Origin of the sequence: Halorubrum aquaticum, assembly GCF_900113615.1 — an archaeon.
Lineage (GTDB): Archaea > Halobacteriota > Halobacteria > Halobacteriales > Haloferacaceae > Halorubrum > Halorubrum aquaticum.
Genome location: NZ_FOPZ01000019.1, coordinates 1 through 24,663 on the forward strand (window position 1 = coordinate 1; position 24,663 = coordinate 24,663).

Here is a 24,663-nt window from a genome sequence, read left to right on the forward strand (position 1 = left end):
AGCTTCCCGGCGAGCCACGGCGGTACGACTCGCGCGGTCGAGAGGGGGTCGTTGCTGGCGCGGTGGACACGATCACGGGGAACGCGTCCGAAGGCCCGACCTCGAACGCTCCGCGCCGCCGGCAGCCGGCGGCAACGTCGCCGTCGACCGTCCCGTTTCGTCACGTTTCGTCACGTTTCGTCCCGCCACGTCCTCGCACGACCCCACACGACTCCGCACCTCACGCCTCCCCAGCCTCGGCCTCGGCGACCCGCCGGAGCCGCCGGCGGGCCGCCTCGACCTCCCTCGCGCGGGCCGTTCGCGGCCGGCGGCCGCTCACGGGCGCGCGCCACCGCGGTCTGCCGGTGTTTCGACCGGAGTGAACGGTCGGTGAACGGTCGGTGAACGGTCGGTGAACGGTCGATGAACGGTCGGTGAACGGTCGATGAACGGTCGGTGAACGGTCGATGAACGACCGACGAACGATCAGCGAGCGATCGGTGAGCGACCGGTAACCGAACGTCCTTTTTCTCCCGCCGGCAACGACCTCGTATGGAAACGAAGGGGGTGTTCGCGCCGACGACCCGCGAGGAGGCGATCGACCGCTACGAGGCCGTCGGCCCGGCCGCGCGGGTGATCGTCCGGGAGACGGCCAAGGCGATGGAGTTCGACGCCGACGAGTACGACGAGCGCGTCACGTCGGGCGTGGTCGAGACCGCCCGCGACGCGACGTTCGCCGAACTGCTCGTCGTCCACCTCGCGGACCGCGACGAGTTCGACGCGTGGCTCGCGGAGAGCGGGTTCGACCCCGACGACCTGATCGAACTCGGCTCCGAGCACGTCGACCGGGTCGCGTGGCACCCCGTCCCCTTCGCCGACGCCGTGATCGCGACCACGTTCCAGGACGGGCCGGACGCGGCCGCGAGCACCCTCCGACGCAACGCGTTCGGTCGGGTGTATCGCGACGTCTTCGCGGGGGGTGGCGGCTCCGACGACGGTGACGGCTCCGACGACGCGGTCGCCGACGATCCGGCCGAATAGGAGCGAACGACTCCGTTTCGGGGTCGACTCGACACCAGCGTTAGGTACCCGCGGGACCTACGTGAGCCATGCCCAACCGATCGACCGCGATCGCCCTCCTCGCGGCGGTCGCGTCCTTCGGAGCGGTCGCCGTCCGCCCGGCCGCCGCCCACGTCGACTACGTCACGGAGGACTCCGGCGACCCGGTTGACGCCCTCGCGTTTCTCGTCGAGGTGCTCTCGGACCCGTTCAACGCCGCGGTGTTCGGCGGCTCCGGGCTCGTCGTCATCGCCGGGATCGCGGCGTATCTGTGGGTGCGGCCGACGATCCGCGACGTGGTCGTCCTCCGCGAGAAGCTCGTCGGCTACGGCGACCTGGTCCCGTGGATGCTGCGGCTCTCGATCGGGCTCCCGCTCGTCGGAGCCGGCTTTCAGGGATACCTCTTCGCGCCGACGCTGACGTTCGAGACGGCGTCGAGCCCGCTGCTCCGCGTGCTGTTCATCGGGATCGGCTTCTGCGTCCTCTTCGGACTGGCGACGCGGATCGTCTCGGCGATCGGCCTCCTGACCTTCGCGTGGGTCCTGCTGGCGGTCGACCCCGGCGTCGTCATCGCGATGGAGTACGTCCCGGTCCTGCTCGCGCTGTTCGTCCTCGGCGGCGGGCGGCCGAGCGCGGACGACATGCTGCTGGCGGTCGCGAGCACGCCCGGAACCTACTACGGCCGGATCGACCCGGTCCACCACCTGAAGGCGTTCCTCGACGGCTCGATGGCCCCGCTCCGCGAGTACGTCCCGACGCTGTTGCGGGTCGGCATGGGGGTCACGTTCGTCTACCTCGGGCTGATCCAGAAGCTCGCGGACCCCGCACGCGGGCTGCTCGTCGTCGAGAAGTACGACCTGACCGCGGTCGTCCCCGTCGACCCCGGCCTCTGGGTCGTGGGCGCGGGCCTGACCGAGATCGCCGTGGGACTGGCGCTGATCGCGGGCTTCTTCACCCGCGGCGCGGCCGCGGTCTCGTTCGTCCTCTTCACGACCACGCTGTTCGGGCTCCCCGACGACCCCGTACTGGCCCACGTCGCGCTGTTCGGGCTGGCCTCCGCCGTCTTCACGCTCGGGTCGGGTCCGCTCTCCTTCGACCGGTGGTTCGGGCGTCCCGCCCTCGACGAGGGGGAGTCCGTGATTCCGGCTGACTGAGGCCGGTACGTCGACCCCGCTCCACCGATCCGACTTCACCGATCCCGCTCCACCGACCCCGAGTCGACCGTCCGCCAACGACCCACGCTTATGACCCGCTGGGCCGTCTCCCCGACATGGAAGTCGACATCGGCAACGCCCTCGGCACCCAGCCGGGGCTCACGGAGGAAACGCTCGACCGCCTCGACGACCGCGTCGCGGACGCCGACGACCGGATCGCCCGCGGGATGGCCGACGACGAGTTCGGCTACGCCTCGTTGAACCTGCCCGAGACGGCGGACCCGGCGGCGATCCGCGCCGCGGTCGAGCCCTTCGACGAGCCCGAGGCGGTCCTCACCGTCGGGATCGGCGGGAGCGCGCTCGGCGCGGCGACGCTCGCGGACGCGCTCGAGAGCGACGTGGACGCGTACTTCCTCGACAACGTCGACCCCGACGCCGTCGACGCGCTGCTCGCCTCCCTCCCGCTCGAGGAGGTCGTCGTCAACGTGGTCTCGCGGTCGGGGACGACCGCCGAGACGCTCGCGAACTTCCTCGTCGTCCGCGAGGCGATGGCCGACGCGGGCGTCGACTGGACCGAGCGCACGCTCGTCACGACCGGCGAATCGGGGAACCTCCGGCGGCTCGCGGAGACGCACGACCTCCCCGCGCTCGACGTGCCCGAGGGGGTTCCCGGCCGCTTCTCGGTCCTCTCGACGGTCGGGCTGGCGGTCGCCGCGCTCCAGGGCCACGACGTCGAGGCAGTGTTGGCTGGCGGGAGAGACGGGATGGCGTCGCTCGCGGGGTCGCTCCGCGAGTCGCCGGCGTACGCCTACGGCGCGACGACCTACGCGCTCGCGGAGCGCGGCGCGCTCACCAACGCGTTCATGCCCTATTCGGAGTCGCTGGAGACGTTCGCGGAGTGGTTCGCCCAGCTCTGGGCCGAGAGCCTCGGGAAGGACGGGCTCGGCCAGACGCCAGCGCGCGCGCTCGGCGCGACCGACCAGCACTCCCAGCTCCAGCTCTACCGCGCCGGCCCGGCGGACAAGCTCGTCACGCTGGTTCGCCCGAGAGAGCGCGCCGACTCGCGGATCCCCGAGACCGACCTGGAGGGGCTCTCCTACCTCGGCGGCTCCTCGCTCGGCGACCTGCTCGACGCGGAGTTCGCGGCGACGGAGGCGAGCCTCGCGGCCGCCGACGTGCCAAACGTCCGGGTCGAGATCGACCGGGTGGACGAGCGTGCGCTCGGCGAGCTGCTGTACGGGATGGAGGCCGCCTGCGTGCTCTACGGCGAGCTCGCGAGCGTCTCGACGTTCACCCAGCCGGCCGTCGAGTGGGGCAAGAAGGCGGCCCGCGGGCTGCTCGGCGGCGGCGACTTCCCCGAGGCCGAGGCGGTGGCCGACAAACGCGAGTTCCGGATCGACTAACACCGCGGGTCGCGTACCTCCGGCGATGACGGAGAACCTCCCCCCGGCGCTTGACCGGGCCGTCCGCGTCGCGAGCGCGGCCTTCGCGATCGTGTTCGCGCTCGTCGTCGCGAGCGCGATCGCCGCGCCGGTCGCGGACCTCGCGGTCCGGGCCGGGCTCGTCGCCGACGGCGGAAACGGGTGGCAGTTGCTCCGGACGCTCGGCCAGTTCGCGGGCTTCCTCGCCGCCGTTGGCGGCTATCTCGTGTTCACCGACCAGCGGGACCTCCTCCGGATCGCGCGGCCGTCGCTCCGGGAGGTCGGGATCGTCGTCGGCGCGGGGGTCGCCCTCTTGGCGCTCCAGTACGGCTCGCTTCTCGCCCTCCAGCAGGTCGGGCTCTCCACCGGGCAGAACCAGGCGGTCGTCCCCGCCGGCGACCCGGTCGGCTACTACCTCGCGATGGTCGCCGTCTCGCTTCTCGTCGTCGGGCCGGTCGAGGAGGTCCTGTTCCGCGGCGTCGTCCAGGGCGGGCTCCGGCGGGCGTTCGACGCCGCCCCGGCGATCCTGATCGCGAGCGCCCTCTTCGGGCTGGTCCACCTCTCGGGGATCCAGGGGACCTTCGCCGAGCGGTGGGCGTACGTCGGGGTCGTGGTCCTGTTGGGCTGCGTGCTCGGCCTCCTGTACGAACGAACGGAGAACGTGTTGGTCCCCGGGCTCGCCCACGGCGTGTACAACGCCGCGATCTACGCGGTGTTGCTCGCGAACGTGCTCTGAGATCGGGGTCGACGTGACCTGAGAGTCGATCCATCCCGATGTGTTCTCCGCGGTCGGCGCGCCTCCGAGTGCTCCGGATGGGCACGAGGAGCCCGCGAGGGACGCGGCGAGCGCGAGCGGTGAAACCGCGAGTCGTGAGCCGCGAGGCTGGGGAGGCGTGAGGTGCGGTCGCGGTGCTGTTGCGGGGTGGGACTCAAAGGGGCAGTCGCGAGGGCGATGGCGGCCGACGTAAGCAGCGTGGCGCTACGCGCCACGGGCAGCCGGCGGCGGAGCCGCCGGCGACACCACAGCGAGCGGAGCGAGTGAGGAGCGCAACGAGGCCATCGAGTCCTCGTGACTGGGGCTTTGGCGGTGTTCTCCGCGCTAACAACGACGTACGGCCGACCGACTGGGGCTTCGTGGATACTCCCAGTAGAGGAATCAACTGCGTAGTATCGACCGACTGGGGCTTCGGAGACGTTCTCCGCGCTCACTCCGAGTCCCGAAGCAGGAGGTAGATGACGACGACGAGCAGCATCACGTCGAGGCCCGCGATCACCGCGAGCGGGGTCCCGAACCCCCACTGCCAGGCCCACTCGCTCCCATGCGAGGTGGCGTCCCTGTAGAGCCACCGTCCGAGGGTGGCCCAGAGGACCAGCAACGCGAGGAGTAGCCAGAGTTCGTCACGGGCCACGACGACGCCCGGAAGGATCTCGTAGGTCGTCACCTGTACGATGGAGGGCGATTCGAGCATTCGGTCAGATATCTGTGCGTGTGTTGATGTTTCTGTCGCTCGCGACATGGAGAACACTGCCAGAGAGCCAGTCGGTCGACGATATGACGTGATGATATTGGCTGCGGTGAACACCGCCAAAGCCCCAGCCACGAGGACGGCGCACGCTCGCCGCGCTCCTCACTCAGTCGCTCACTTCGCTCACTCCTTCGTTTCGGTGCTCGCGTCGCCTGCGCCGTCCTCGCGACTGCCCCTTTGAATCCCACCCCACACCGCACAGCCCCGCACCTCACGCCTCCCCAGCCTCGCAGGCACGCGCCACCGCCTCGATCAGCGATTCAGTACCGGTCCTTCCCCCAGCGGTGGTCGTCGTAGGTCGCCTGCTGGTCGCTGTCGAACCGCTCCTCGAACTTCCGGCGCAGGGCGGCCTTCTCCGTGGCGTCGATCCGCGCGAGCGCGTCCGCCTTCCCGACCGCCGCGGGCGGCCCCCGCGTCGTCGCCACGTCCGCGAGCACCTGTCGAGTCAGCCGGTCGCGCGTCTCCGCGTCGCGGGTGAACGCGTAGGGGGCCTCGAGCTTGTAGGTCACGTCGGTCCGCGGGTCGTACAACACCATGAACGTCGGCTCGTACAGTTCGGGTTCGAGTTCGCGGTCGATCCCGAGCGCGTCGGCGTCGGCCGCCATCGTCCCGTCCGCGCCGCCGCGGCTGTGAAACCACGTGGTGAACGTGAGGTCGTCGTCGAGGCGGGCGTCTGTCCCGCGACCGCCGTCGTTTCCGCCACGACCGACGTTGCCGCCGCTTCCACTGCCGTCTCCGCCGCTACCGATGTCCCCCTCCCGCCGTTCCAAGAGTCGGGTGAAGAGCGCGGTGTCGTCGGGCCAGGGCGACTCGAACCCCTTGCGGGAGAGCGTCCGCACGACCGTCCGGCTCGAGGGGTTCTTCACGAAGCCGGCGAGCGGGACGTCGCGCTCGACGAACCGCTCGACGAGCCGGATGTACTTCTCGACGACCGCCTGGGGTTTCGCCTCCCGGGCGAGCTCGCCGAGCTCCGGGTCGCGGTCCCCCCAGGTGAACAGCTCCTTGGGGTAGATCGGGCCGTCGAGGACGAGCAGCTCCTCGACCCGGTCGGCGTGGTCGAGCGCGTGGGTCCCCTCGGCGAGGTAGAGCGCGAGCGCGTGGACGACCCCCTCGGCGTACCGGTTCACCCGCGGCGCGTGGAGCACGCGCTGGCGGGTGTGGCCGTCGTCGCGTCTCGTCCACGCCCCGTCGAAGTCGGCGGTCGAGTCGCCCGCGTGGACCGTCGCGACGATCGTCCGGTCGCGGTGGAGGTCGAGGTCGGTCGGCTCCGCGGCCATCGCCGCGTGCGCCACGTCGACGACGAGCCCGTTCTTGAACGTCGTCGGGTTGATCGTTCCGGAGTCGAGCCCGTGGACCGTCCCGAAGGGGCGCTCCGCGAGCGCCACGTCGTCGATGGCGGTCCGCCGGCGCTCGTGGTCGGCGACGGGCTCGACCACGACCCGGCCGTCCCGCCGGAGCCCGGTGAGCCAGTCGTTCCACACCCGCCCCGCGAGGTCCTCGTGGTCCGTCGTGTCCACGTCGCCCGCGATCCCGTACGCGAGCCGCGCGATGTTCTCGACGTGGATCGGATCGAGGGTCACGGGCGTACTGTGACCGGATCCGTATAAAAGGCGTCGCCCGCGTGGTCCCGTCGGAGCCGAACCCGATCGCGTTCGATCTTCGTCGATAAACCAGCGAAATTAACCGCCGGGCACGGTATTGGCGTGTTTCCTGACGACTGTCGGTACGAGAACCCTCGCCCCCGATACGTGAGTATCAGCGATAATATTCGGAGCCGGGAGTATTTCACCCGGTACGACGATCGACGGACATGACAGAACCAACGGTCGGATCGACGGCGGGGGACCGCGATCCGTCGAGCGGGACGGGCGAGGGGGCCGCTGGGGCGTTCGACGCGATCCGGGAGGTCCTCGGGTACGTCCCGGACGGCACGTCGATGCCCGAGGAGATGTGGCGGCCGCGTCACCGCAACATCCTGATCGCCATCGCGGCGCAGATCCCGCTTTTGATCGCGTTGGGCGTGTACTCGGGCACCGAGCCGTTCACCGGGGCGCGGATCCCGAACACGCCGGCGTGGATGCTCGGCGGGGTACTCGCGATCGTCGTCGTGACCGGATCGCTCGCGACGTGGTCGGGGTTCGATCGCCGGACGCGGACCGTGCTCGCGACGTTCAGCGGGCTCACCGTCTCGATGGCGCTCGTGAAGCTGTCGGGCGGGTACATCGAGGCGCACTTCCACTTCTTCGTGTTCATCGCGGTGGTCGCGGTGTACGAGGACTGGCTCCCCTTCGGGCTCGGGATGGCGTACGTCGCCGCCGGACACGGACTGTTCGGCCTGATCGACGCGAGCCTGGTGTACAACCACCCCGCCGCGATCGCGAACCCCGTCGTCTGGGGCGGGATCCACGCGGTATTCATCACGGCGCTCGCGGGCGCGCTCGTGGTCAACTGGTACTCCATCGAGAAGTCCCGCGAGGAGGCGCAACGACGGCTCGATCAGGTCGCGGAACAGAAGGCGGAGATCGAGGACGTCGAGGCGGCCAAAGCCGAGGCCGAGAAGCGCCGCGAGGAGGTCGAGCGGCTGAACCGTCACCTCGAGACGAAGGCGGACGACTACCGCGCGACCATGGCCGAGGCGGCCGACGGCGACCTCACGGTCCGGCTCGACGCCGGGAGCGAGAGCGAGCCGATGGAGCGGATCGCGGTCGCCTTCAACGGGATGATAGACGACCTCGAGTCCACCGTGCGGGAGGTCCAGTCGTTCGCGGAGGAGGTGTCGGAGGCGAGCGAGGAGACGACGGCCGGCGTCGACGCGGCCGAGGGGTTGAGCGAGGACGTCGGCCGGTCGATCGAGGAGATCGCGTCGGGAGCGGACGAACAGCGCGAGATGCTCGAGGAGGTCTCCGGCGAGATGAACGACCTCTCGGCGGCGATCGAGGAGGTCGCCGCGTCGACCGAGACGGTCGCCGACGCGGCCCGGCGGACGGCGTCGATCGCCGACGACGGGGAGGCGACCGCCGACGAGGCGATGGGGAGCGTTCGGGAGTCGCAGGAGGCGCTCGACTCGACCGCGGAGACGGTCAGGGACCTCGACGAACGGATGGCGGACATCGGCGAGATCGTCGACCTGATCGGCGACATCGCCGACCAGACGAACCTGCTCGCGCTCAACGCCAACATCGAGGCCGCTCGCGCGGGCGGCGGAGCGAGCGGCTCCGGTACCGGGTCGAGCGACGGCTTCGCCGTCGTCGCCGACGAGGTCAAACAGCTGGCGGAGGAGACGAAGGAGGCCGCGGGCGACATCGAGGAGCTCATCGCCGGGACGCAGGCTCGGACCGAGGCGGCCGTCGACGAGGTCCGGACGGCGGAGGTCCACATGGAGACGGGAGCGGAGGCCGTTCGGGACGCCGCCGACGCGTTCGCGCGGGTGGCCGAGAACGCGGAGGAGACCGACGACGGGATCTCCGAGATCGGCGAGGCGACCGACGACCAGGCGGCGAGCACCGAGGAAGCGGTGGCGATGGTCGAGGAGGTCGCGGAGATCAGTCGGGCGACCGCCGACGAGACGGACGACGCCTCCGCCGCGGCCGACAAACAGCTCTCCGCGATGACGACTGCCGCCGCGGAGGCCGGATCGCTCGCCGACCGCGCCGGGCGGCTCCGCCGGCTCCTCCGGAAGTTCGAGGTCGCCGCGGAGTCGACGACCGACGACCGGCAGCCGACGCCGGGAACTCGCTCGGTCGCGATGGGCGACGGCGGGACGGAGTGACGGTGGGAACGATCGACCGACGGACGAGCCCGCTACGGTTCCGATCCGCTCCCGACGACCCTCTCCACCGCCGGCAGTACCCGCTTCACGTCCGCCCCGTCCTCGAGGAACACGAGCGTCCGCGGCGGGCGGACCGCCTTCGGCCTGACGCGTAATCCCGCGTCGCCGGCCGCCTCGGCGACCGCCTCCGGCGCGCGGCGGAACTCGATCCGGACGCGGTCCGGCTGGACGTACACGTCCGCGACGGCGTCCGCCCCGTTCGCTTCGTCGGGGTCGCCGTCGGCATCACTGTCGCAGTCGCCGTCGCCGTCACTGTCGCAGTCGCCGTCGCCGTCACTGTCGCAGTCGCTGTCGTCGTCGTCGAGATCATCACCGTCCCCGCCGCCGGCAACCTCGACCAGCCGAAACGCCAACGCGCCGTCGGCGGTCGGCTCCACGTCGGGGTCGGCGTCGGTCACGTCGAGGCCCCGAAGCCGTCCGCGGTCGCCGGTCACCTCGGAGGCGAGAAGCTGGCCGATCCGGACTCCGTCGGTCAGTCGGTCCTCGACCATCACTCGCCCCCCGCGAGTTCGGCACGGACGTCCTCGACGAGGTGGTCGACGCGCGCGCCCTGTTCTTTCGCGTAGAGGACGGCGGCCGCCTCGATGGTCACCGCGAGCGCGCGCTGGCGCTCGTTGATCCCGGCGACCGCCCGTTGCTTCTCGACGCCCGCGGAGACGATCGCGTCGAGGGCGGTCTCGAAGGTGGACTGCTCGCGCAACACGTCCTCGTCGGGCCGGAAGTCCTCGGGGACGACGACGTCGTCGGGGTCGAAGCGCGCGACCAACTCGCCGTCCTCCTCGTCGACGAGCCCGCGTCCCACGGCCACGTCGACGAGCCGCTTCGCCTGGTCCGGCGAGAACCACTCGCGTTCCAGCGAGAGGGCGACGACGAACTCGCCCTCGCCCAGCCGCTCCGCGGCGTGTCGCTTGAACGGGGCCGCGACGGTGGCTTCGAGGCTCATGTCCAACCCGCGGCCGGCGACGGGCGTAAACGTACCGGGTCGGCTCACTCGCCGCGCTCGACCCCACCGACCAGCCGCGTCGCGGTCGCCTTCCACGAGATCCACACGTCCGTCCCCGACCGGATCCCGAGCCGTTCGGCGCTCCCGTCGGTGACGAGCGCCCGGACCGTGTGGACCGTCTCGTCACGGTCGACGTTCTCGACGCGGATCCGGACCGCGTGGACCGTCTCCCCGCGGTCGACGCCCTCGACCCGGCCGCGACGGCGGTTCCGCTCGCTCGTCGCGGTCGGCTCCCCGTCGTCCCCCGCCGCGCGGACCGTCACGGCGTCCGCGCCGATCCGCACTTGGACGCGGTCGCCGACCGCGAGCCCCTCGTGGAGCCCCCACACCGCCCCGAGGGCCGTCTCCACCGCCGCCAGCTCGCCGTCGACCGCCTCGACCGTTCCCGCGAGGACGGTCTCTGGCACGCCGGCCGTCGCCTCGAGCGCCGCCGACAGCCGGTCGTAGCGGCCGAGTATCCGGCTTCCGCGATCGGTCAGTCGGCTTCCGCCGCCGCCGCTCCCGCCCCGGTGGCGCTCCACGAGGTCGCCGAAGGCGGCCTCCAACGCGTCGATCCGCGAGAGCGCTCGCGCGCGGGAGCGACCGAGGTCGGCGGACGCCCGCGCGACGGATCCGGTTCGAGCGATCGTGCGGAGCAGGGCGGCGTCCCGTCCGTCGAACTCGACGTCGCCCTCGACGAGCGTCGCACGCCCCCGGCCGGTCGCTTCGTCCATCGGCGAACGCTACTCGTGGCTGGCGGTTAGTTCCTCGGACGGACCGGTGGGTGCGGATCGACGACGGACCCGCGAAGGCGGGGCCCGTTCGTGGCCGTGGCCGACGACCGCGGCTCACTCGAAGAGCGTTTGGACCTTCTTGGCGGTGAACTCCGTGTACACGTCGTCGTTCGGGTCACCCATGTCGACGCCTCGCCGGAGGTCGCGGAACTCCCGATCGAGGGCGGCGTACACGCCGCTCGACTCCAGTTCCTCGAGGGTCATCTTGGCCTCGAGCGTCGCCATCTTGGAGGCGAGCGCGACGATCCCGCGGATCGTCTCGTCACACGAGTTCCGGACGATCATCCGCGAGACGGCGTCGCGGAGTATCTCACCCGTGACCGGTTTGACGAGGTAGTCGTCGAAGGGGAGATCAAGGACGTCCGTGTCGGGTTTGATCGCCGTGACCATGACGACGCGACAGCCGATGCCACGCGCCCGGATCGTCCGCAATACCTCGTCTCCGGAGGTCCCCTCCATCCGACGGTCGAGCAGTACGACCGAGACGTCCGCGCCCAAGTGGTCCGGATCGAGCGCCTCCTCGCCCGAGTATGCCGTGCGGGTCGTGTACTCCTCGGCCAACAGCTCCGCGTAGAGGTCGGCCATCTCCGGGTCGTCGTCGACGACCAACACGGTCGGCCGTTCACCGCCGATATCTGAGTCACCCATAACATCACAACGCCTCCGACACGAGTAATGCTTTTGTGAGAATTCCGGTGAAATTTTCAGACCGGATCGGTGTATCCGTGGCTCGTGTCGGACGTCGCGACCGGCCCCCTCAGTACACCAGCTCGCCGTCGATGAACCGTCGAGTCCGCGGATCCCGCGGGTCCTCGAACACCCGATCGGTCGGGCCGACCTCCGAGATCCCCCCGTCGAGAAGCACCGCGACGCGGTCCGCGACCCGCTCGGCCTGGTGCATGTCGTGGGTCGCGACGACGACGCCGATCCCCCGGTCCCGCGCCTCGTCGATCGCGTCCTCGATGACCGCGGTGTTCCGCGGGTCGAGATCCGACGTGGGTTCGTCCAGCAGCAGGACGTCCGGGTCGTAGGCGATCGCGCGCGCGAACGAGACCCGCTGGGCCTCGCCGCCCGAGAGCGACTCCGCGTGCTGGTCCGCCTTGCCCGCCATCCCGACGACGTCGAGCGCGTCGCTGACGGCGGCGGCGGTCCCGTTCGACCCCGCGATCGACCGGAGTTCGTCCCGGAGCCGTTCCGACCACGACCGCCGGACCCGCAGCCCGTACTCGACGTTGCGGGAGACCGGCGCGTCGAAGAGGCTCGCCTCCTGAAACACCATCCCGACCCGCCGCCGCAACGAGAGCCGTTCCGCCTCGTCGACGGCCCACGCGTCCGTTCCGTCGAACGTCACGGACCCCTCGTCCGGCTCCCGTGAGAGCGCGAGGGTTCGGAGCAGCGTCGTCTTCCCGACGCCCGACGGCCCGATGACCGAGACGACCTCCCCGGTCTCGATGTCGAGCGAGAGGTCCTCGAACACGCGTTCGTCCCCGTGCGATCGAGTGACGTCACTCACGTGGAGCATCAGCGCCGTCCCCCCCTATCGCCGAGGCGGACGACCACGGCGTTGACCGTCAACACGAGCGCGACCAGGACCGCCCCGAGCAGCATCGCGGTCTCGTACTGGCCCTGTCGGGCCTCGAGCTGGATGGCGGTCGTCAGCGTCCGCGTCTTCGAGATGCCGTCCGCACCCGTGATGTTCCCGCCGACGATGAGCACGGAGCCGACCTCGCTGATGGCGCGGCCGAACCCCGCCAGGACCGCCGTCGCGATCCCGTACCGCGCCTCCTTGAGCACGACCAGCGCGGCGTCGAGACGCGTCCCGCCGAGGACGCGCGCGGCGTCGCGGACGTTCCCGTCCACGCCCGTGATCGCCGCGAGGCTGATCGCCGTGATCGGCGGCGTCGCGAGCACGAACTGCGACATGATCATCGCCTCCCTCGTGAACACCAACTCCAGCGACCCGAGCGGCCCCTGGTTGGAGACCGCGAAGAGCACCACCAGCCCCACGACCACGCTCGGAAAGCCCATCCCCGTGTTGATGACCGACTTCACGAACCGCTTTCCGGGGAACTCGGCGAGACCGAGCAGGACCGCCACCGGGACGCTGAACAGCGTGCTCAACGCCACCGCCACGAGGCTCACGTACAGCGAGACGTAGACGATGCTCGAGACGTACCCCTCCCTGAACGGGAGGTCGAAGAGAGTCGACGACGAGTCGACGACGACCGGCAGCAGCGGTACGACCGGATCGATCGGCATGCTCACGCGTCCGGGGAGTCGCCACTCCAGCCTTCCGGTACGTACTGCTGGAAGTCAGGGTCCTCCGAGACGGCCTCGGGGAAGAACAGCTGTTCCCCGTTCATCTCGTAACTCGAGATGGCCTCCTGGGTTCCGGGACTCGTGATCCAGCCGATGTACGCCATCGCGAGGTCGTAGTTGACGTTCTCGTGGACGCCGGGATTGGCCGCCATGATCCCGTAGGGGTTCGAGAGGACCTCCGGGCCGTCCTCGATCGGACCCTGGACCAGGACGGTGAGGTCGACCTCCGAGCGTTGCGAGATGAACGTTCCCCGGTCCGAGAGCGTGTACGCGCCCTGCTGGTCGGCGACGTTCAACGCCTCGCCCATCCCGGTCCCGGTCTCCTGGTACCAGTCGCCGCCCGGCTCGGCGCCGGCTGCCTCCCAGAGGTTCAGCTCCTTGGTGTGGGTCCCGGAGCCGTCACCGCGCGAGACGAACGTCGCCCCCGCGTCGGCGATGGTCGTGAGCGCCTCGGTCGCCGACCCCGTCCCCCCGATCCCGGCCGGGTCGTCCTCGGGGCCGACGATCACGAAGTCGTTGAACATGAGGTCGCGCCGGTTGACCCCGTAGCCGTTGCGCATGAACTCGTCCTCGAGGCCGCGGGCGTGGACCATCACGGCGTCGGCGTTGCCGTTGCGGGCAGACTCGAGGGCCGCGCCGGTCCCCTGTGCGACCGCGTCGACGGTCACGCCGTACAGCGCCTCGAAGTCGCCGTGGATCGAATCGAGCAACCCGGTGTCGTAGGTGCTCGTCGTCGTGGTCAGCGTGAGCGTCTCGCCCGCGACCGCCGCGCCTCCCTCATCGCTATCACCCGTGACCCCCGAGCAGCCCGCGAGCCCGGCGAGCGCCCCCGTGCCCAACGCCGTGAGCAGCTCCCGCCGTTGTATCGTCATGGAAACATCGATGGCGGCGACCCCGAAATAGGTTGTGGTCGCGACGAAACCGGAATCCGACACTCGACCGCCAAACACGGGTGATCCGGTTTCGCGGTGAACCAACGGTAGGTCCGTTGAATGTCGCGAAAACGCCTGACACTCGCTGTGGATACTCCGGCAGAACCTGCTTGAGGAAACCAATATCGGTTAATCGAGTCGATGGCGGGGCCGACCGTATCGCCCTCGCGACGGGGTCACTCGCCGCCGCCGAGGCGGCTTGTTCCGTGTCCCGCGGTGTCGTGGAGTCCCGAAACGGACGCGCTTATACGCCTCGGCGGGGTATACCGGGGCATGATATTCGAGGGCCTCCCGACGACCCCCCGTTCGGAGGAGCTCGTCGACAAGGCGTTCTCGCGGGCGGCCCGCGCCGGTCGCGCGAAGCGCGGCCACGAGGCCCAGGAGTCGATGCTGCGGACGGCCGGCAACGTGCTCTCGGACAACCTCGAGAACGTGGTCGTCTCCTGGCCCGACTTCGGCTTCGACGTCGACCCGTTCTACTACGAGCTCGCCGACGCCATCGTCGACGTCGACCGCCTCCGGCAGGCGCTCGCACAGGTGATGTGGGCGAGCCGGCAGATCGAGTCGCTGCGCGACGAGTACACGACGAAGGTCCGCAACTCCGACGTCGACACCGCCCGGAAACACCGAAAGCAGGCGTTCGCCCGCATGGCGGACGTCATGGACCAGATCGAAGACGACCTCCGGTACATCGGCGACTCCCGCGACGACCTCCGTGACCTGCCCGACATCCGGCCCGACGAGCCCGCGATCGTCGTCGCCGGCTACCCAAACGTCGGCAAGTCCTCGTTCGTCAACCGGGTCACCCGCGCCTCGAACGAGATCGCGGAGTACCCCTTCACGACCCGCGGCGTTCAGGTCGGCCACTTCGAGCGCGACCACGTCCGCTACCAGATCGTCGACACGCCCGGGCTGCTCGACCGGCCGGAGGACGAGCGCAACGACATCGAGCGGCAGGCGGTCAGCGCGCTCGAACACCTCGCCGACGTCGTCCTCTTCGTGCTCGATCCCTCCGGCGACTGCGGGTACCCCCTCGACGTACAACTCGAGCTCCGCGAGGAGGTCCGGGCGCTCTTCGACGAGTCGATCCCGATGCTCACCGTCGCGAACAAACACGACCGCTTCGACGCAGTTCGCGCCGAGTCCGTCGACGCCACCATGAGCGTCACCGCCGAGGAGAACGTCGAACGAGTCCTCGACATGGCCGTCGAGGCGGCCGCCTTCGAACCGGACCTCCCGACCCGCGACCCCGAGGAGTAGTCGCCTCCCGGACAGGCCCCGCGGGGTCGACCTCGATCACTTCGAGTCCGTTTCGTCGTCCTCGTCGTCGCTCTCGCCGTCGTTTTCGTCGTCGTTTTCGTCACCGTCGCTCTCGTCGTCCCTACCATCCTCGTCGTTCTCGCCCTCACCTTCCTCGCCCTCCTCGTCGGGATCGTCGTGATCCGTTATCACCGCTCGCTCGGGAGCGAGGCCCTCGGCGTCGTCGTGGTCGGTGACGACCGCCGGCTCCGGCTCGTCGCCGTCGTCGTCTCCGCCGTCGTCGTCTCCGCCGTCGGGATCCGTCGCCGACGGCTCCGAGTCGTTCGGCTCGTCCGTCCGGCGAACGTCCGTCCCGCTCGACCCGTCCGGGTCGCGCTCGACCGCCCCGTTCGGCGGCCCCGTCTCCCGCCTCCCGGAGCCGAACAGCCGGTCGCGGATCGAACGGCGGCTTGGACGCTCGGCGAGCAGTACCGAGCAGTCGACGTCGTGGATCACGTCGAGGTGGAGCGAGTTCGAGACGAGCCGCGAGAGCAGCCCCTTCTCCGTCGCGCCGATGATCACGAGCGTGCTCTCCTCGGCCTCCCGCACGATGGCCGCCTCGACGTCGCCGGAGTCGTCGACGACCCGCTCGGCGTCGCCGATCCCGTTCTCCGCGGCCCACGCCTCGAGGAACCGCTCGCCCTCGTCCCGATTCCCGGGGCCGTCGACGACGTGGAGCAGCGTCACCTCGGCGTCGGCGGTCCGCGAGAGCACGCTCGCCACCTCCGCGCCCAGTTGCGAGTCCGGCCCTCCGGAGGTGGGCAACAGGACCCGTGAAGTGTCCAGGTCGCTCTCGCTCAGGATGAGGAAGTCACAGGGGAGCTGGTTGGTGAGTTCGTCGACCGGCCGCTCCGCGCGGGCGGCGTTCCAGAGCTGGTCCTCGCCCCACCCCATCAATACGGCTTCGGGGCGGGTCCGGCGGGCCATGTTGAACACCTCCTCGAAGGAGCGGTGTGAGACCACCGTCGAGGTGGAGACGTCGACGTCGTACCCCTCGGCGGTCTCGCGGAGCCCCGTCATCCCCTCCTCGGAGACGTCGGCGATCCGGCCCGCGCCCGCCGACAGCGACATGCGCTCCGGTGCCTGAACGACGTGGACGATGTGGACGAGGCCGTCCTCGTGGTCGCTGGCGAGCCGGCTCGCGAGTTCGACGATCGGGCCGTCGGTCCGCGGGTTCGAGATGGGGACCATGATCCGGTGGCCCTCGTTGGCGAACAGCGTCGCCTCCGTGGCGTCAAGGATCGGGACGTACGACCGCCCGGCCGCCCGGCCGAGCACCCACTCGGGCACCGTGAGCCGACGGGTCATCCCCTCGAAGCGCGCCTCCTCGAGGCGCTCCTCGCTGGTCTGGAAGTAGTTCACCAGCGTGACGAGCACCACGCCGCCGATCGTGTTGCCCAGCAGGACGGGGAGCACGAACCCGACCAGCCCGCCGTAGAGGGTGAGCCCGCCGTCGTAGAGCCCGAGGGTCCCGGCGAAGAGCAGGTACAACACCTCGGTGAAGGAGACGACGACGTGGTAGAGGTTCCCGAGCGGGATCGCGAGGAACGCGAGGTAGACGACGAGCAGCCGGGTCACGGAGTCGGTGGAGGCGAACCCGACCCAGACGACGCCCGCGACGATCAACCCCGCCATCGCGGCCTTGAAGAAGAGCGGCCAGAAGCCGACCTCGAGCCCCCCGCTGGAGACGTAGATCGCGGACTCGACCGTGTCGCCGGAGAAGACCCCGCCGTACGAGAGGACGATCGCGCCGAACGCGCCGCCGGTGAAGTTCCCCGCGAGCACGATCCCCCAGTGACGCAGAAGCGTCGGGAGGCTGGCGAGCCGCTCCAGGGTCAGCGCCACCGGCGGCAGCGTGTTCTCGGTGTACAGCTGGTAGCCGCCGATGATGATGTAGATGAACCCCAGCGGGTACAGGAGGACGCTCAGGATCGGGTGGCCGTCGGTCGCGGCGGTCAGCGAGACGTACAACAGGAAGGTGATCGTGATCGCCAACCCCGCGGCGACGCCGCTGAAGAAGAGCTCGCGGCTCCCGGAGGTCACCTCCTCGTCGGCGGCGGCGATGATCCGCTGGAACACCTCGTCCGAGGAGAAGCGGTCCCGGACCGCCTCGCCGACGGCGGGCGCGCCGCTGCGCGAACGCTCGACCACCTCCCGCATCGAATCGTCGTCCGGTCCCGTGGGGTCTGTCACTGCCCTACACAGAGTGGCGCCGATAAAAAGTAGTTGCTCTTCCCGCCGACTCCCGGTTTCACGCGGTCGCCTCGGACCCGACCCCGAAACGAGTCACGACCGGTCGACCGTCACCAGCCGGACCTCCACGTCGGGATCGTCCCCGCTCATCCGCTCGATCCGCTGCTCGAGCGTCGTCGCCACCCCGTCGATCGGGACGCCGGGCGGGGCGCCGACGGTGACGATCACGCGGTCGGTCTCCCGCGGCGGGATCGTCCCGGTACGTTCGATCTCCAACTCGAGGAGCTCGGCCGCCGGATCGAGTGTCGTCAACTCGTCGCCCACCGCGTTCCGGATGTCGGCCTCCGTGGTGGACGCGACGTAGCTGTCGTAGGTGACGCCGCCGAGGAACACGCTCAACACCGCGATCGCGGCGACGAGGACGACGACGCGTTTCACGACCGTCGCCCGCGTGTCGTCCTCGCGGAACCAGCGCTGAGGGCGATACCCCTCGTACCACAGCATCACGAGCGCCGCGAGGTTGATCGAGAGCACGTTCACCGCGACGATCACGCCCGCGCCGATCACGAGTCGCGGGATCCCGAAGGCGATACCGATGCCCACGGCGGCCGCCGGCGGGATCAACGCGACCGCGATCATCACGCCGACGAGCGTGGCGGAGACGCCCGTCATGAGCGAGACGATCCCCGCGACGCCGGCCCCGATCGCCACCGCGAGCACGAGCACGTTCGGGGCGATCCGCTCCGCGACCTCGGCGAGTTCGAGCGGGTCGAGGCCGGGGGGGACCAACCCCAGCGACCGGAATCCGACGGCGAACAGCGTCGCGGCCGCGACCGCGACGGCAACGCCGATCACCTGCATCCGCACGCCCCGCCGGAACATCTCCTCGTCGTCGACGACGGTGCCGATGGCCGCCGACATCGCGGGCCCGATGAGCGGCGCGATCACCATCGATCCGACGACGGTCGCCGGCGAGTCCAGGAGCAGGCCAGCCGTGGCGATCACCGCCGAGATCACCGTCATCAGGACGTAGGTCCGGAGCCCCGAGGCGAGGTCGTCCGCCTTCGCCTGGAGCTCCTGTCTCGATATCCGGTCTTCGTCCCGCTCGGAGTCCTCGGCGTACTTCGTCTCCAACTCCTCGAACCGTCGGGAGATGACCGTCTCGGCCGCGACGATGACCGTGTAGGTCCGCTCGTCGATCCCGGCCTCGCGCAGCCGCTCGAGGACGGGCTCGACGGCCGCCTTCGGCAGCGGAAACGTCGCCACGCCCGTGTACTCGCGGTTGCTCGTCTCGTCCGTGACGACGTAGTCGACCCCCTCCTCTTCGAGCGCGCGGACGACCGCCGCGCGCTTTCCCGCCGGGATCATGACCTGTACGAGTCGCACGATCCGTGCTCTCCCGGGCGAGGCTTATAACGAGGGGTCGACGCGTCGGCAGAAACGGAACTTTAATGCGAGAATCGCTCCCATTTCCCGACGAGATGCTCTCGCCGCTGTTCATCGACACGTTCCTGCTCGATTATCACCTCGGGCACGTCCTGTTGCTCGCGTTCGTCGCCTCGCTGCTCGGGGCGCTTCCGCTGAAGTCACGGAAGGTGATCGCCGCAGTGATCGTCACCTTCGGGCTGATCTTCACGATCTCCCCGTCCACGACCATGCCGGCGACGTACATCCTCTTCGGGATCGGCCTGGTGATCGTCGGGCCGCTCCTGTGGACGACGGCGGATTCGTAGGTCCCCTTCCACCCCCCTCCTCCGCTCCGTGTTCCCCGCTCTATCGCCTCTCAGTTTCGCGTTCCCGTGTCGGCTGCGATCCCGCTCCTTTTTGACGCCCCGGAGTAACGCCTCCGCATGGTAACGGTACGGGCACCCGCGACCAGCGCGAACCTCGGGAGCGGCTTCGACGTCTTCGGGGCGGCGCTCTCGCGGCCCGCGGACGTCGTCACGGTCGAGCGGGCCGACCGGACCACCATCGAGGTGACCGGCGTCGGGGCCCAATACATCCCGGAGGACCCCGAGGGCAACACCGTCGGGGCGGTCGTCGAGGCGCTCGACGCGCCCGCGCACATCCACATCGACAAGGGCGTCCGCCCGGCGTCCGGGCTCGGCTCCTCGGCGGCCAGCGCCGCGGGCGCGGCGGTCGCGCTCAACCGGCTGTACGACCGTGGCTACTCCCGCGAGGAGCTCGTCCCGATCGCTGCCGAGGGCGAGGCGGTCGTCTCCGGCGTCGCCCACTCCGACAACGTCGCCCCCTCGCTTCTCGGCGGCTTCACCGTCACCACGACCGACGGCACCCACAGCGTCGACGCCCGGGTCCCGCTCGTGGTGTGTCTCCCGGACGTGGCGGTGTCGACGCGGGACGCCCGCCGGGTCGTCCCCGAGACCGCCTCGATGGACGACCTCGTCGAGACCGTCGGCAACGCCGCCACGCTCGCGGTCGGGATGTGTCGCTCGGACCCGACGCTCGTCGGCGCGGGGATGAGCGATCCGATCGTCACGCCCGAGCGCGCCCGGCTCATCACCGGCTACGACGCGGTCCACGACGCCGCCCTCGCGGCCGGTGCGACCGGCGTCACGGTGAGCGGGGCCGGTCCCGCGGTCGTCGCCGCCTGTCGCGAGGGGAGCCGGCAGGCGATCGCGGCCGCCATGCTCGACGCCTTCGCCGAGGCCGACATCGACGCCCGCGCCTACCAGACGCGGATCGGCAGGGGCGCGACGGTGCTGGAGGAGTGAGGCGTTCTACGCCCGCCGGATCGGCGAGGTCATACAGTGGATCCCGCCGCCGCCGTTCGTGAGCTGGTCCGGGTCGAGGCCCTCCCCGTCCGGTAAGACCTCGACGCCCTCGGCTTTCAGCCGCTCGATGGTCCGGTTCTCCTCCGGGTCGTACGTCCCGTCGTCGGTCTCGTAGATGGGGAGGACGACCCCGTCCGAGACCGTGAGGAAGTTCGTCGCCCACCGTTCCGGGTACGGCGCGTCGATGGTTTCGTAGCCGTGGCGGTCGAGGAGCCCCGCGACCGTCTCCTCGCCGCGGCGCTCGTACCCCTCCCCGGCCCGCTCGAACACCTCGACGGTCGCCGCCTCGATCAGCGGCTCGCGCGCGACCGCGAGCCCCTCCGCGGCGACGTTGAGCCACCCATCGAGGTGGAGGAGTCGCGAGGAGGTGCCGTGTTCGGCGGCGAGCCGCTCGTCGGCCGCGAGCGGCGGGCGGACCAGTCCGACCTCGTCGTAGCCGACCGCGCCCGCCTCGAGCAGCTCCAGCCCGCCGTCGTAGGTGGTCCGGAAGACGGTCTCCTCGCCCTCCTCGAGCGCCGAGACGCCGACGAGCGCGAAGTCGCCGAGGGGGAGGAAGTCGCCGCCCTCGAGGGTCTCCGTCGCGCTCGTCCGGTGGGCGAACTCCGCCCCGCGGGCGCGCCACGCCGCCTCGATCAACGGCTGCTCCCGCCGCCGCGTGACCGTCCCGAGCCGCGGCAGGATCGGGCCGCGGTCCCCGACGAGCTGGCAGTCCCGCTGGAAGTAGAGGTTCGTGATCGCCCGGTCGACCCGGACGCTCGTGTCGAGCGATCCGGCGTCCCCGGAGTCGTCGTCGCTCCCGCCGGTCCGTCCGACGGTCGGTCCGAGGAGGACGGCCTGGAGCCGCTCGTAGGCCGACGCGTCGCGGAGGTTCCCCGCGAGTTCCTCCCGTGACGACGGGGACGCCCCGGCCTCGTCGACCTCGATCGCCGCCTCCAGGAACTCCTCGAGCAGGTCGCCGTCGGCGAGGTCCTCGTGGATGTGGCGGACCTCGACGCCCGCGTTCTCGAGCACCTCGACCATCCGGCGGTGCTCGCGTTTCGCCTCGCGCACGGAGAACGGCCGGGCGAAGTGGTTCGGTCCGGGGTCCATGGCCCCGATGGCCGCCTCGATACCCGGCTCGTGGACTCGCACCGCGCGCAACGTGTCGTACTCGGCCTCGACGGTCGGCTTCGGCATGGGACGGTGTCACGTACCGAACTCGGAGGAATAAACGGATCGGGATCGGTCGGTCAATACACCACCTTTTTCTCGTCGGGTGCCCTCGCTCACTGCGTTCGCTTCGGGAACCGCTCCTCGAAAACCTGGAGGGAAAAAGCCGACTCCGCCGTCTTCGACGGCTCCGTCGGTGAGCCACTCTATCTCCAGTTCAATACAGACCAAGCAGCGATCGATCCATGTAGTGGCGCGCCTCCGAGTGCCCGACAGGGCACGAGGAGCCCGCGAGGCTGGGGAGGTGTGAGGTGCGGGGCTGTGCTGTGGGGTGGGACTCAAAGGGGCAGTCGCGATTCCCGCGAGCACAGCGAGCGGGAAGTCGAGAGACGAAGTCTCTCGGAAGGACGAAGCCTGACGGCGCAAGCACTGGAAGGAGCGAGCGGCGCGAGCGACTGAAGCGCACAGCGAGTTACGCGAGTCGTGCGAGGGCGACCGAAGGGAGCCCTCGGGTGGCGAACGGCAGCGAGGCGCTCCGCGCCTCTGGCAGCCGGCGGCTCCGCCGCCGGCGACGAAGCCGTGAGTCCCCGTGGCTGGGGCTTTGAAAACAGTCACCGCGCCAGCAACGATCCTCTTTCACTCATCCCGATCCCCATCGAAACATCCGTCCTACAAGCAATCGAAACATAGCGATCGAATCACCGGCTCGATAACGAAGAAAACCCGCGTGAAGTACCCACCAACTCTCCGATACCGCCGGCCCCCGATCTAGACGCCGCGGCCCTGGAGCCGCTCTTCCTCGGGCAGCGACTCGTTCGACTGGCCCTTCATCCCCTTGCCGATCCCGCTCGCGATGTCGGCGAGCTCGTCGGGGTCGTCCCAGTTGTTGACGGCCTCGACGATGGCGTTGCCCATCTCGACGGGGTCCTCCGCGCCGAAGATGCCGGAGCCGACGAAGATGCCGTCACAGCCGTGGTACATCATCAACGCGGCGTCCGCGGGCGTCGCGATCCCGCCCGCCGCGAAGTTGACGACCGGGAGCCGGCCGAGGTCGGCGGTCTCGTGGACCAGATCGCGGGGCGCGCCGTGCTCGCGGGCCCACTTCTCGCGCTCCTCGTGGTTGAGCCCCGAGAGCGTGCGGATCTGGTTCTTGATGGTGCGCTGGTGTTTGACCGCCTGGTTGACGTCGCCGGTACCGGCCTCGCCCTTCGTGCGGATCATGGCCGCACCCTCGCGGATCCGACGGAGCGCCTCGGGAAGGTTGCGCGCGCCGCAGACGAACGGCGAGGTGAAGTCGCGCTTGTCGGTGTGGTACTCGTCGTCGGCGGGCGTGAGCACCTCGCTCTCGTCGATCATGTCGACGCCGAGCGACTCGAGGATCTCCGCCTCCTTGCGGTGGCCGATCCGCGATTTGCCCATCACCGGGATGGAGACCTCGTCGATGATCTCCGTCACGTTCGCGGGATCGGGCATCCGGGCGACGCCGCCGCGCTTGCGGATGTCGGCCGGGACCGCCTCGAGCGCCATCACCGCGACTGCGCCGGCGTCCTCCGCGATGCGGGCCTGCTCGCGGGTGACGACGTCCATGATGACGCCGCCCTTCTGCATCCGCGCGAAGCCGCGCTTGACGAGTTCGGTCCCTCGCTTCAGCTCCTCCAGATCGGTCGCCTCGGGCATGTCCGCCGGTACGACCGCGCGCCACTTAACGGGTCGCTTTCGGCGGACTGGCGGCCGTCGACGCCCCGTTTTCGGCCCCGTTCTCCCCCCTTCGTCCCCCGTCACGACGTCCGAGGACGACCCGGCCACCGCAAACACGAAGGCCGTCGGCCGCGAGGACTCCGGTATGCCGACCGGTGCCATCATCGCGGGCGGGCGGTCGACGCGCTTCGGCGACGCCGACAAGTCGGTCGCCGAGCTCGCGGGAGTCCCCATGATCCGCCGGGTCGCCGACCGGCTCGCGGGCGCCGACGATCCGGTCCCGCCGGGCGCGGCGCGGGCCGCCGGCGGCGACCCGGTCGTCGACGACCTCGTGGTGAACTGCCGACCGGACCAGCGCGAGGCCATCGCCGAGGCGCTGGAGGGGTATCCGCTCCCGGTTCGGTGGGCGCTCGACGACGAGCCGGACCGCGGGCCGCTCGCGGGGATCCGCAACGCGTGCCGGGCCGCTCCCGGCGAGTACGCCCTCGTCGTCGCCTGTGACGTCCCGTTCGTCGACCCGACGTTCGCCGAGACGCTCCTCTCGGACGCGGCCGACGCCGGGGCCGACGCGGCGATCCCGCGGCTCGACGACCGCTGGTTCCAGACGACGCAGGCGGTCTACCGCGCCGACGCGACGGCGGCCGCCTGCGACCGCGCGCTCGCCCGCGGCGACGGGAAGATCCTCGCGGCCGTCGAGGAACTGTCGGTCGTCCGCGTCGACGACTCGACCATCCGCGAGCGGACGACGGAGCACACCTTCACGAACGTCAACACGCGCGAGGAGTTCGAGGCGGCGGAGGCGCGCCTGGCGGAACACGTCTGAGCCTCCCGTTCGCGGCGACACCGTCCGCTCAGTCCGTCAGGACCTCGTATGCCCGGTTCAGCTCCTTGAACGCCTCCTCGTCGCCGTCCTCCCCGTCGGGGTGGAGTCGCTTTGCCCGCTCGCGATACGTCGACCGGACGGTCTCGCCGTCGGCGCTCGGGTCGAGATCCAGCGTCGCGTAGGCCTCCCGTTCCGACATCCCGTGCGTCGAGGGCGCTCGGTCGCGGGCGTCGCCGGCGGCCGTCCGGTTCCGCCCGCGAGTCCCGCCTCGCGCGCCCGTCGTCCCGGACGCCGACCGCGACCCGCTCACCCCGGCGGTCCGGTACGTGTCCCGTCGGTTCTCGGCGGCTCGGGCGCGCTGTTCGGCGCGTTCGCGCTCCGTCGGGCCGAGTCGGTCGGCCTCGCGGCGCACCCGCTCGCGGAGCCGACCGCTGGCGTGGAACCACATGAGGTACGCCGCGGCCCCGAACGGGACGGCGACGGCCAACAACAGGGGGTTGACGACGACGCCGGCGACGACGAGCAGGGCCGTCAGCCCGACGAACGTCGCCGCCAGCCCGACGACGACGGTGCGGTTCGTCACGGTCCCACTGGGGGTTCCAGAACCGTAAGGGTCCCGGGGATCGAGGCGTCGAACCCCGCACCGTGCCGACCCGCGCCACCTGCCCGCGCCACCTGCCCGCGCCGCCTACCCGTGGGTCCGTGTCGTTTATG

At 70.5% G+C, this 24,663-nt stretch carries 23 protein-coding genes; 9 read left to right on the forward strand and 14 right to left on the reverse strand.

Translation table 11 applies throughout. From position 1 onward, the window contains the following. Positions 1–531: 531 nt before the first annotated feature. The 4 genes from F3H10_RS13280 to F3H10_RS13295 all read left to right on the forward strand — a co-directional run bounded on the left by F3H10_RS13280 (position 532) and on the right by F3H10_RS13295 (position 4,349). The gene (locus F3H10_RS13280; RefSeq protein ID WP_223174316.1) at positions 532–1,020 is read left to right on the forward strand and encodes a DUF5809 family protein; all 489 of its coding nucleotides are present in this window, start codon (positions 532–534) and stop codon (positions 1,018–1,020) included. Between the two features lie 68 nt (positions 1,021–1,088). Continuing rightward, a complete protein-coding gene (locus F3H10_RS13285; RefSeq protein ID WP_149785244.1) occupies positions 1,089–2,192 on the forward strand; it encodes a DoxX family protein in 1,104 nt (367 codons plus the stop codon). Positions 2,193–2,308: 116 nt separating this feature from the next. Continuing rightward, on the forward strand, positions 2,309–3,595 hold the full coding sequence (locus F3H10_RS13290; RefSeq protein WP_149785245.1) for a glucose-6-phosphate isomerase: 1,287 nt from the start codon (positions 2,309–2,311) through the stop codon (positions 3,593–3,595). 25 nt (positions 3,596–3,620) lie between these two features. Then, a complete protein-coding gene (locus F3H10_RS13295) occupies positions 3,621–4,349 on the forward strand; it encodes a CPBP family intramembrane glutamic endopeptidase (RefSeq protein ID WP_149785246.1) in 729 nt (242 codons plus the stop codon). A gap of 469 nt (positions 4,350–4,818) precedes the next feature. On the opposite strand, the gene F3H10_RS13300 is transcribed toward F3H10_RS13295, so the two are convergent. Both F3H10_RS13300 and F3H10_RS13305 read right to left on the reverse strand, forming a co-directional pair. Continuing rightward, positions 4,819–5,082 (reverse strand): hypothetical protein, encoded by a 264-nt coding sequence (locus F3H10_RS13300; protein ID WP_149785247.1) that lies wholly within the window; start codon positions 5,080–5,082, stop codon positions 4,819–4,821. A 317-nt stretch (positions 5,083–5,399) separates the two neighbouring features. Then, a complete protein-coding gene (locus tag F3H10_RS13305) occupies positions 5,400–6,719 on the reverse strand; it encodes a DNA double-strand break repair nuclease NurA (RefSeq protein WP_149785248.1) in 1,320 nt (439 codons plus the stop codon). A gap of 356 nt (positions 6,720–7,075) precedes the next feature. On the opposite strand from F3H10_RS13305, the gene F3H10_RS13310 reads away from it, so the two are divergent. Beyond that, the gene (locus tag F3H10_RS13310) at positions 7,076–8,908 is read left to right on the forward strand and encodes a methyl-accepting chemotaxis protein (protein WP_223174318.1); all 1,833 of its coding nucleotides are present in this window, start codon (positions 7,076–7,078) and stop codon (positions 8,906–8,908) included. Positions 8,909–8,940: 32 nt separating this feature from the next. Here the strand turns inward: F3H10_RS13310 and F3H10_RS13315 are convergent, their stop codons facing one another. The 7 genes from F3H10_RS13315 to F3H10_RS13345 form a co-directional block, all read right to left on the reverse strand. After that, positions 8,941–9,459, reverse strand: a complete 519-nt coding sequence (locus F3H10_RS13315; RefSeq protein WP_149785250.1) for a hypothetical protein — start codon at positions 9,457–9,459, stop codon at positions 8,941–8,943. Then, the gene (locus F3H10_RS13320) at positions 9,459–9,911 is read right to left on the reverse strand and encodes a DUF2240 family protein (RefSeq protein ID WP_149785251.1); all 453 of its coding nucleotides are present in this window, start codon (positions 9,909–9,911) and stop codon (positions 9,459–9,461) included. Before F3H10_RS13320 ends, F3H10_RS13315 begins: the two co-directional genes overlap by 1 nt. A 44-nt stretch (positions 9,912–9,955) precedes the next feature. After that, positions 9,956–10,684: a LysR family transcriptional regulator gene (locus tag F3H10_RS13325; RefSeq protein ID WP_149785252.1), complete on the reverse strand. Its 729-nt coding sequence runs from the start codon at positions 10,682–10,684 to the stop codon at positions 9,956–9,958. A gap of 114 nt (positions 10,685–10,798) precedes the next feature. After that, complete coding sequence (locus F3H10_RS13330; protein WP_149785253.1) at positions 10,799–11,392, reverse strand: response regulator; 594 nt, start codon at positions 11,390–11,392, stop codon at positions 10,799–10,801. A gap of 109 nt (positions 11,393–11,501) precedes the next feature. Next, positions 11,502–12,266 carry an amino acid ABC transporter ATP-binding protein gene (locus F3H10_RS13335; protein WP_149785254.1) on the reverse strand — a complete coding sequence of 255 codons (765 nt, stop codon included), beginning with the start codon at positions 12,264–12,266 and terminating at the stop codon, positions 11,502–11,504. Next, a complete protein-coding gene (locus F3H10_RS13340) occupies positions 12,266–13,003 on the reverse strand; it encodes an ABC transporter permease (RefSeq protein ID WP_149785255.1) in 738 nt (245 codons plus the stop codon). The genes F3H10_RS13335 and F3H10_RS13340 overlap by 1 nt, the downstream gene beginning before the upstream one ends. 2 nt (positions 13,004–13,005) lie before the next feature. Continuing rightward, positions 13,006–13,935: a substrate-binding domain-containing protein gene (locus F3H10_RS13345; RefSeq protein WP_149785256.1), complete on the reverse strand. Its 930-nt coding sequence runs from the start codon at positions 13,933–13,935 to the stop codon at positions 13,006–13,008. Between the two features lie 333 nt (positions 13,936–14,268). Here F3H10_RS13345 and F3H10_RS13350 point away from each other — a divergent pair, with 333 nt between their 5' ends. Continuing rightward, a complete protein-coding gene (locus tag F3H10_RS13350; protein WP_149785257.1) occupies positions 14,269–15,255 on the forward strand; it encodes an NOG1 family protein in 987 nt (328 codons plus the stop codon). Between the two features lie 36 nt (positions 15,256–15,291). On the opposite strand, the gene F3H10_RS13355 is transcribed toward F3H10_RS13350, so the two are convergent. Together F3H10_RS13355 and F3H10_RS13360 are read right to left on the reverse strand one after the other, a co-directional pair. Beyond that, positions 15,292–17,487: a formate/nitrite transporter family protein gene (locus F3H10_RS13355; RefSeq protein ID WP_149785258.1), complete on the reverse strand. Its 2,196-nt coding sequence runs from the start codon at positions 17,485–17,487 to the stop codon at positions 15,292–15,294. Positions 17,488–17,580: 93 nt separating this feature from the next. After that, on the reverse strand, positions 17,581–18,855 hold the full coding sequence (locus F3H10_RS13360; RefSeq protein ID WP_149785292.1) for a TIGR00341 family protein: 1,275 nt from the start codon (positions 18,853–18,855) through the stop codon (positions 17,581–17,583). Between the two features lie 113 nt (positions 18,856–18,968). Between F3H10_RS13360 and F3H10_RS13365 the strand changes: the two genes are divergently transcribed. Then, complete coding sequence (locus F3H10_RS13365; RefSeq protein ID WP_149785293.1) at positions 18,969–19,220, forward strand: hypothetical protein; 252 nt, start codon at positions 18,969–18,971, stop codon at positions 19,218–19,220. A gap of 117 nt (positions 19,221–19,337) precedes the next feature. After that, positions 19,338–20,219, forward strand: coding sequence for a homoserine kinase (locus F3H10_RS13370; protein WP_149785259.1), 882 nt, complete (start codon positions 19,338–19,340; stop codon positions 20,217–20,219). Positions 20,220–20,225: 6 nt separating this feature from the next. On the opposite strand, the gene F3H10_RS13375 is transcribed toward F3H10_RS13370, so the two are convergent. Both F3H10_RS13375 and pdxS read right to left on the reverse strand, forming a co-directional pair. After that, positions 20,226–21,455, reverse strand: a complete 1,230-nt coding sequence (locus F3H10_RS13375) for an arginine deiminase family protein (RefSeq protein WP_149785260.1) — start codon at positions 21,453–21,455, stop codon at positions 20,226–20,228. A 741-nt stretch (positions 21,456–22,196) separates the two neighbouring features. Next, the gene (gene pdxS / locus F3H10_RS13380; RefSeq protein WP_149785261.1) at positions 22,197–23,105 is read right to left on the reverse strand and encodes a pyridoxal 5'-phosphate synthase lyase subunit PdxS; all 909 of its coding nucleotides are present in this window, start codon (positions 23,103–23,105) and stop codon (positions 22,197–22,199) included. 166 nt (positions 23,106–23,271) lie between these two features. On the opposite strand from pdxS, the gene mobA reads away from it, so the two are divergent. Continuing rightward, positions 23,272–23,949, forward strand: coding sequence for a molybdenum cofactor guanylyltransferase (gene mobA, locus F3H10_RS13385; RefSeq protein WP_149785262.1), 678 nt, complete (start codon positions 23,272–23,274; stop codon positions 23,947–23,949). Between the two features lie 28 nt (positions 23,950–23,977). On the opposite strand, the gene F3H10_RS13390 is transcribed toward mobA, so the two are convergent. Next, a complete protein-coding gene (locus F3H10_RS13390) occupies positions 23,978–24,532 on the reverse strand; it encodes a J domain-containing protein (protein ID WP_149785263.1) in 555 nt (184 codons plus the stop codon). Between the last annotated feature and the right edge of the window lie 131 nt (positions 24,533–24,663).

Coding starts and splice junctions, on each gene's coding strand:
- F3H10_RS13295 (WP_149785246.1), top strand. CDS start 3,621: ATGACGGAGAACCTCCCCCCGGCGCTTGACCGGGCCGTCCGCGTCGCG.
- F3H10_RS13320 (WP_149785251.1), bottom strand. CDS start 9,911: ATGAGCCTCGAAGCCACCGTCGCGGCCCCGTTCAAGCGACACGCCGCG.
- mobA (WP_149785262.1), top strand. CDS start 23,272: ATGCCGACCGGTGCCATCATCGCGGGCGGGCGGTCGACGCGCTTCGGC.
- F3H10_RS13325 (WP_149785252.1), bottom strand. CDS start 10,684: ATGGACGAAGCGACCGGCCGGGGGCGTGCGACGCTCGTCGAGGGCGAC.
- F3H10_RS13350 (WP_149785257.1), top strand. CDS start 14,269: ATGATATTCGAGGGCCTCCCGACGACCCCCCGTTCGGAGGAGCTCGTC.
- F3H10_RS13365 (WP_149785293.1), top strand. CDS start 18,969: ATGCTCTCGCCGCTGTTCATCGACACGTTCCTGCTCGATTATCACCTC.
- F3H10_RS13310 (WP_223174318.1), top strand. CDS start 7,076: ATGCCCGAGGAGATGTGGCGGCCGCGTCACCGCAACATCCTGATCGCC.
- F3H10_RS13300 (WP_149785247.1), bottom strand. CDS start 5,082: ATGCTCGAATCGCCCTCCATCGTACAGGTGACGACCTACGAGATCCTT.
- F3H10_RS13375 (WP_149785260.1), bottom strand. CDS start 21,455: ATGCCGAAGCCGACCGTCGAGGCCGAGTACGACACGTTGCGCGCGGTG.
- F3H10_RS13360 (WP_149785292.1), bottom strand. CDS start 18,855: ATGATCCCGGCGGGAAAGCGCGCGGCGGTCGTCCGCGCGCTCGAAGAG.
- F3H10_RS13330 (WP_149785253.1), bottom strand. CDS start 11,392: ATGGGTGACTCAGATATCGGCGGTGAACGGCCGACCGTGTTGGTCGTC.
- F3H10_RS13370 (WP_149785259.1), top strand. CDS start 19,338: ATGGTAACGGTACGGGCACCCGCGACCAGCGCGAACCTCGGGAGCGGC.
- F3H10_RS13335 (WP_149785254.1), bottom strand. CDS start 12,266: ATGCTCCACGTGAGTGACGTCACTCGATCGCACGGGGACGAACGCGTG.
- F3H10_RS13340 (WP_149785255.1), bottom strand. CDS start 13,003: ATGCCGATCGATCCGGTCGTACCGCTGCTGCCGGTCGTCGTCGACTCG.
- F3H10_RS13280 (WP_223174316.1), top strand. CDS start 532: ATGGAAACGAAGGGGGTGTTCGCGCCGACGACCCGCGAGGAGGCGATC.
- pdxS (WP_149785261.1), bottom strand. CDS start 23,105: ATGCCCGAGGCGACCGATCTGGAGGAGCTGAAGCGAGGGACCGAACTC.
- F3H10_RS13290 (WP_149785245.1), top strand. CDS start 2,309: ATGGAAGTCGACATCGGCAACGCCCTCGGCACCCAGCCGGGGCTCACG.
- F3H10_RS13345 (WP_149785256.1), bottom strand. CDS start 13,935: ATGACGATACAACGGCGGGAGCTGCTCACGGCGTTGGGCACGGGGGCG.
- F3H10_RS13285 (WP_149785244.1), top strand. CDS start 1,089: ATGCCCAACCGATCGACCGCGATCGCCCTCCTCGCGGCGGTCGCGTCC.
- F3H10_RS13315 (WP_149785250.1), bottom strand. CDS start 9,459: ATGGTCGAGGACCGACTGACCGACGGAGTCCGGATCGGCCAGCTTCTC.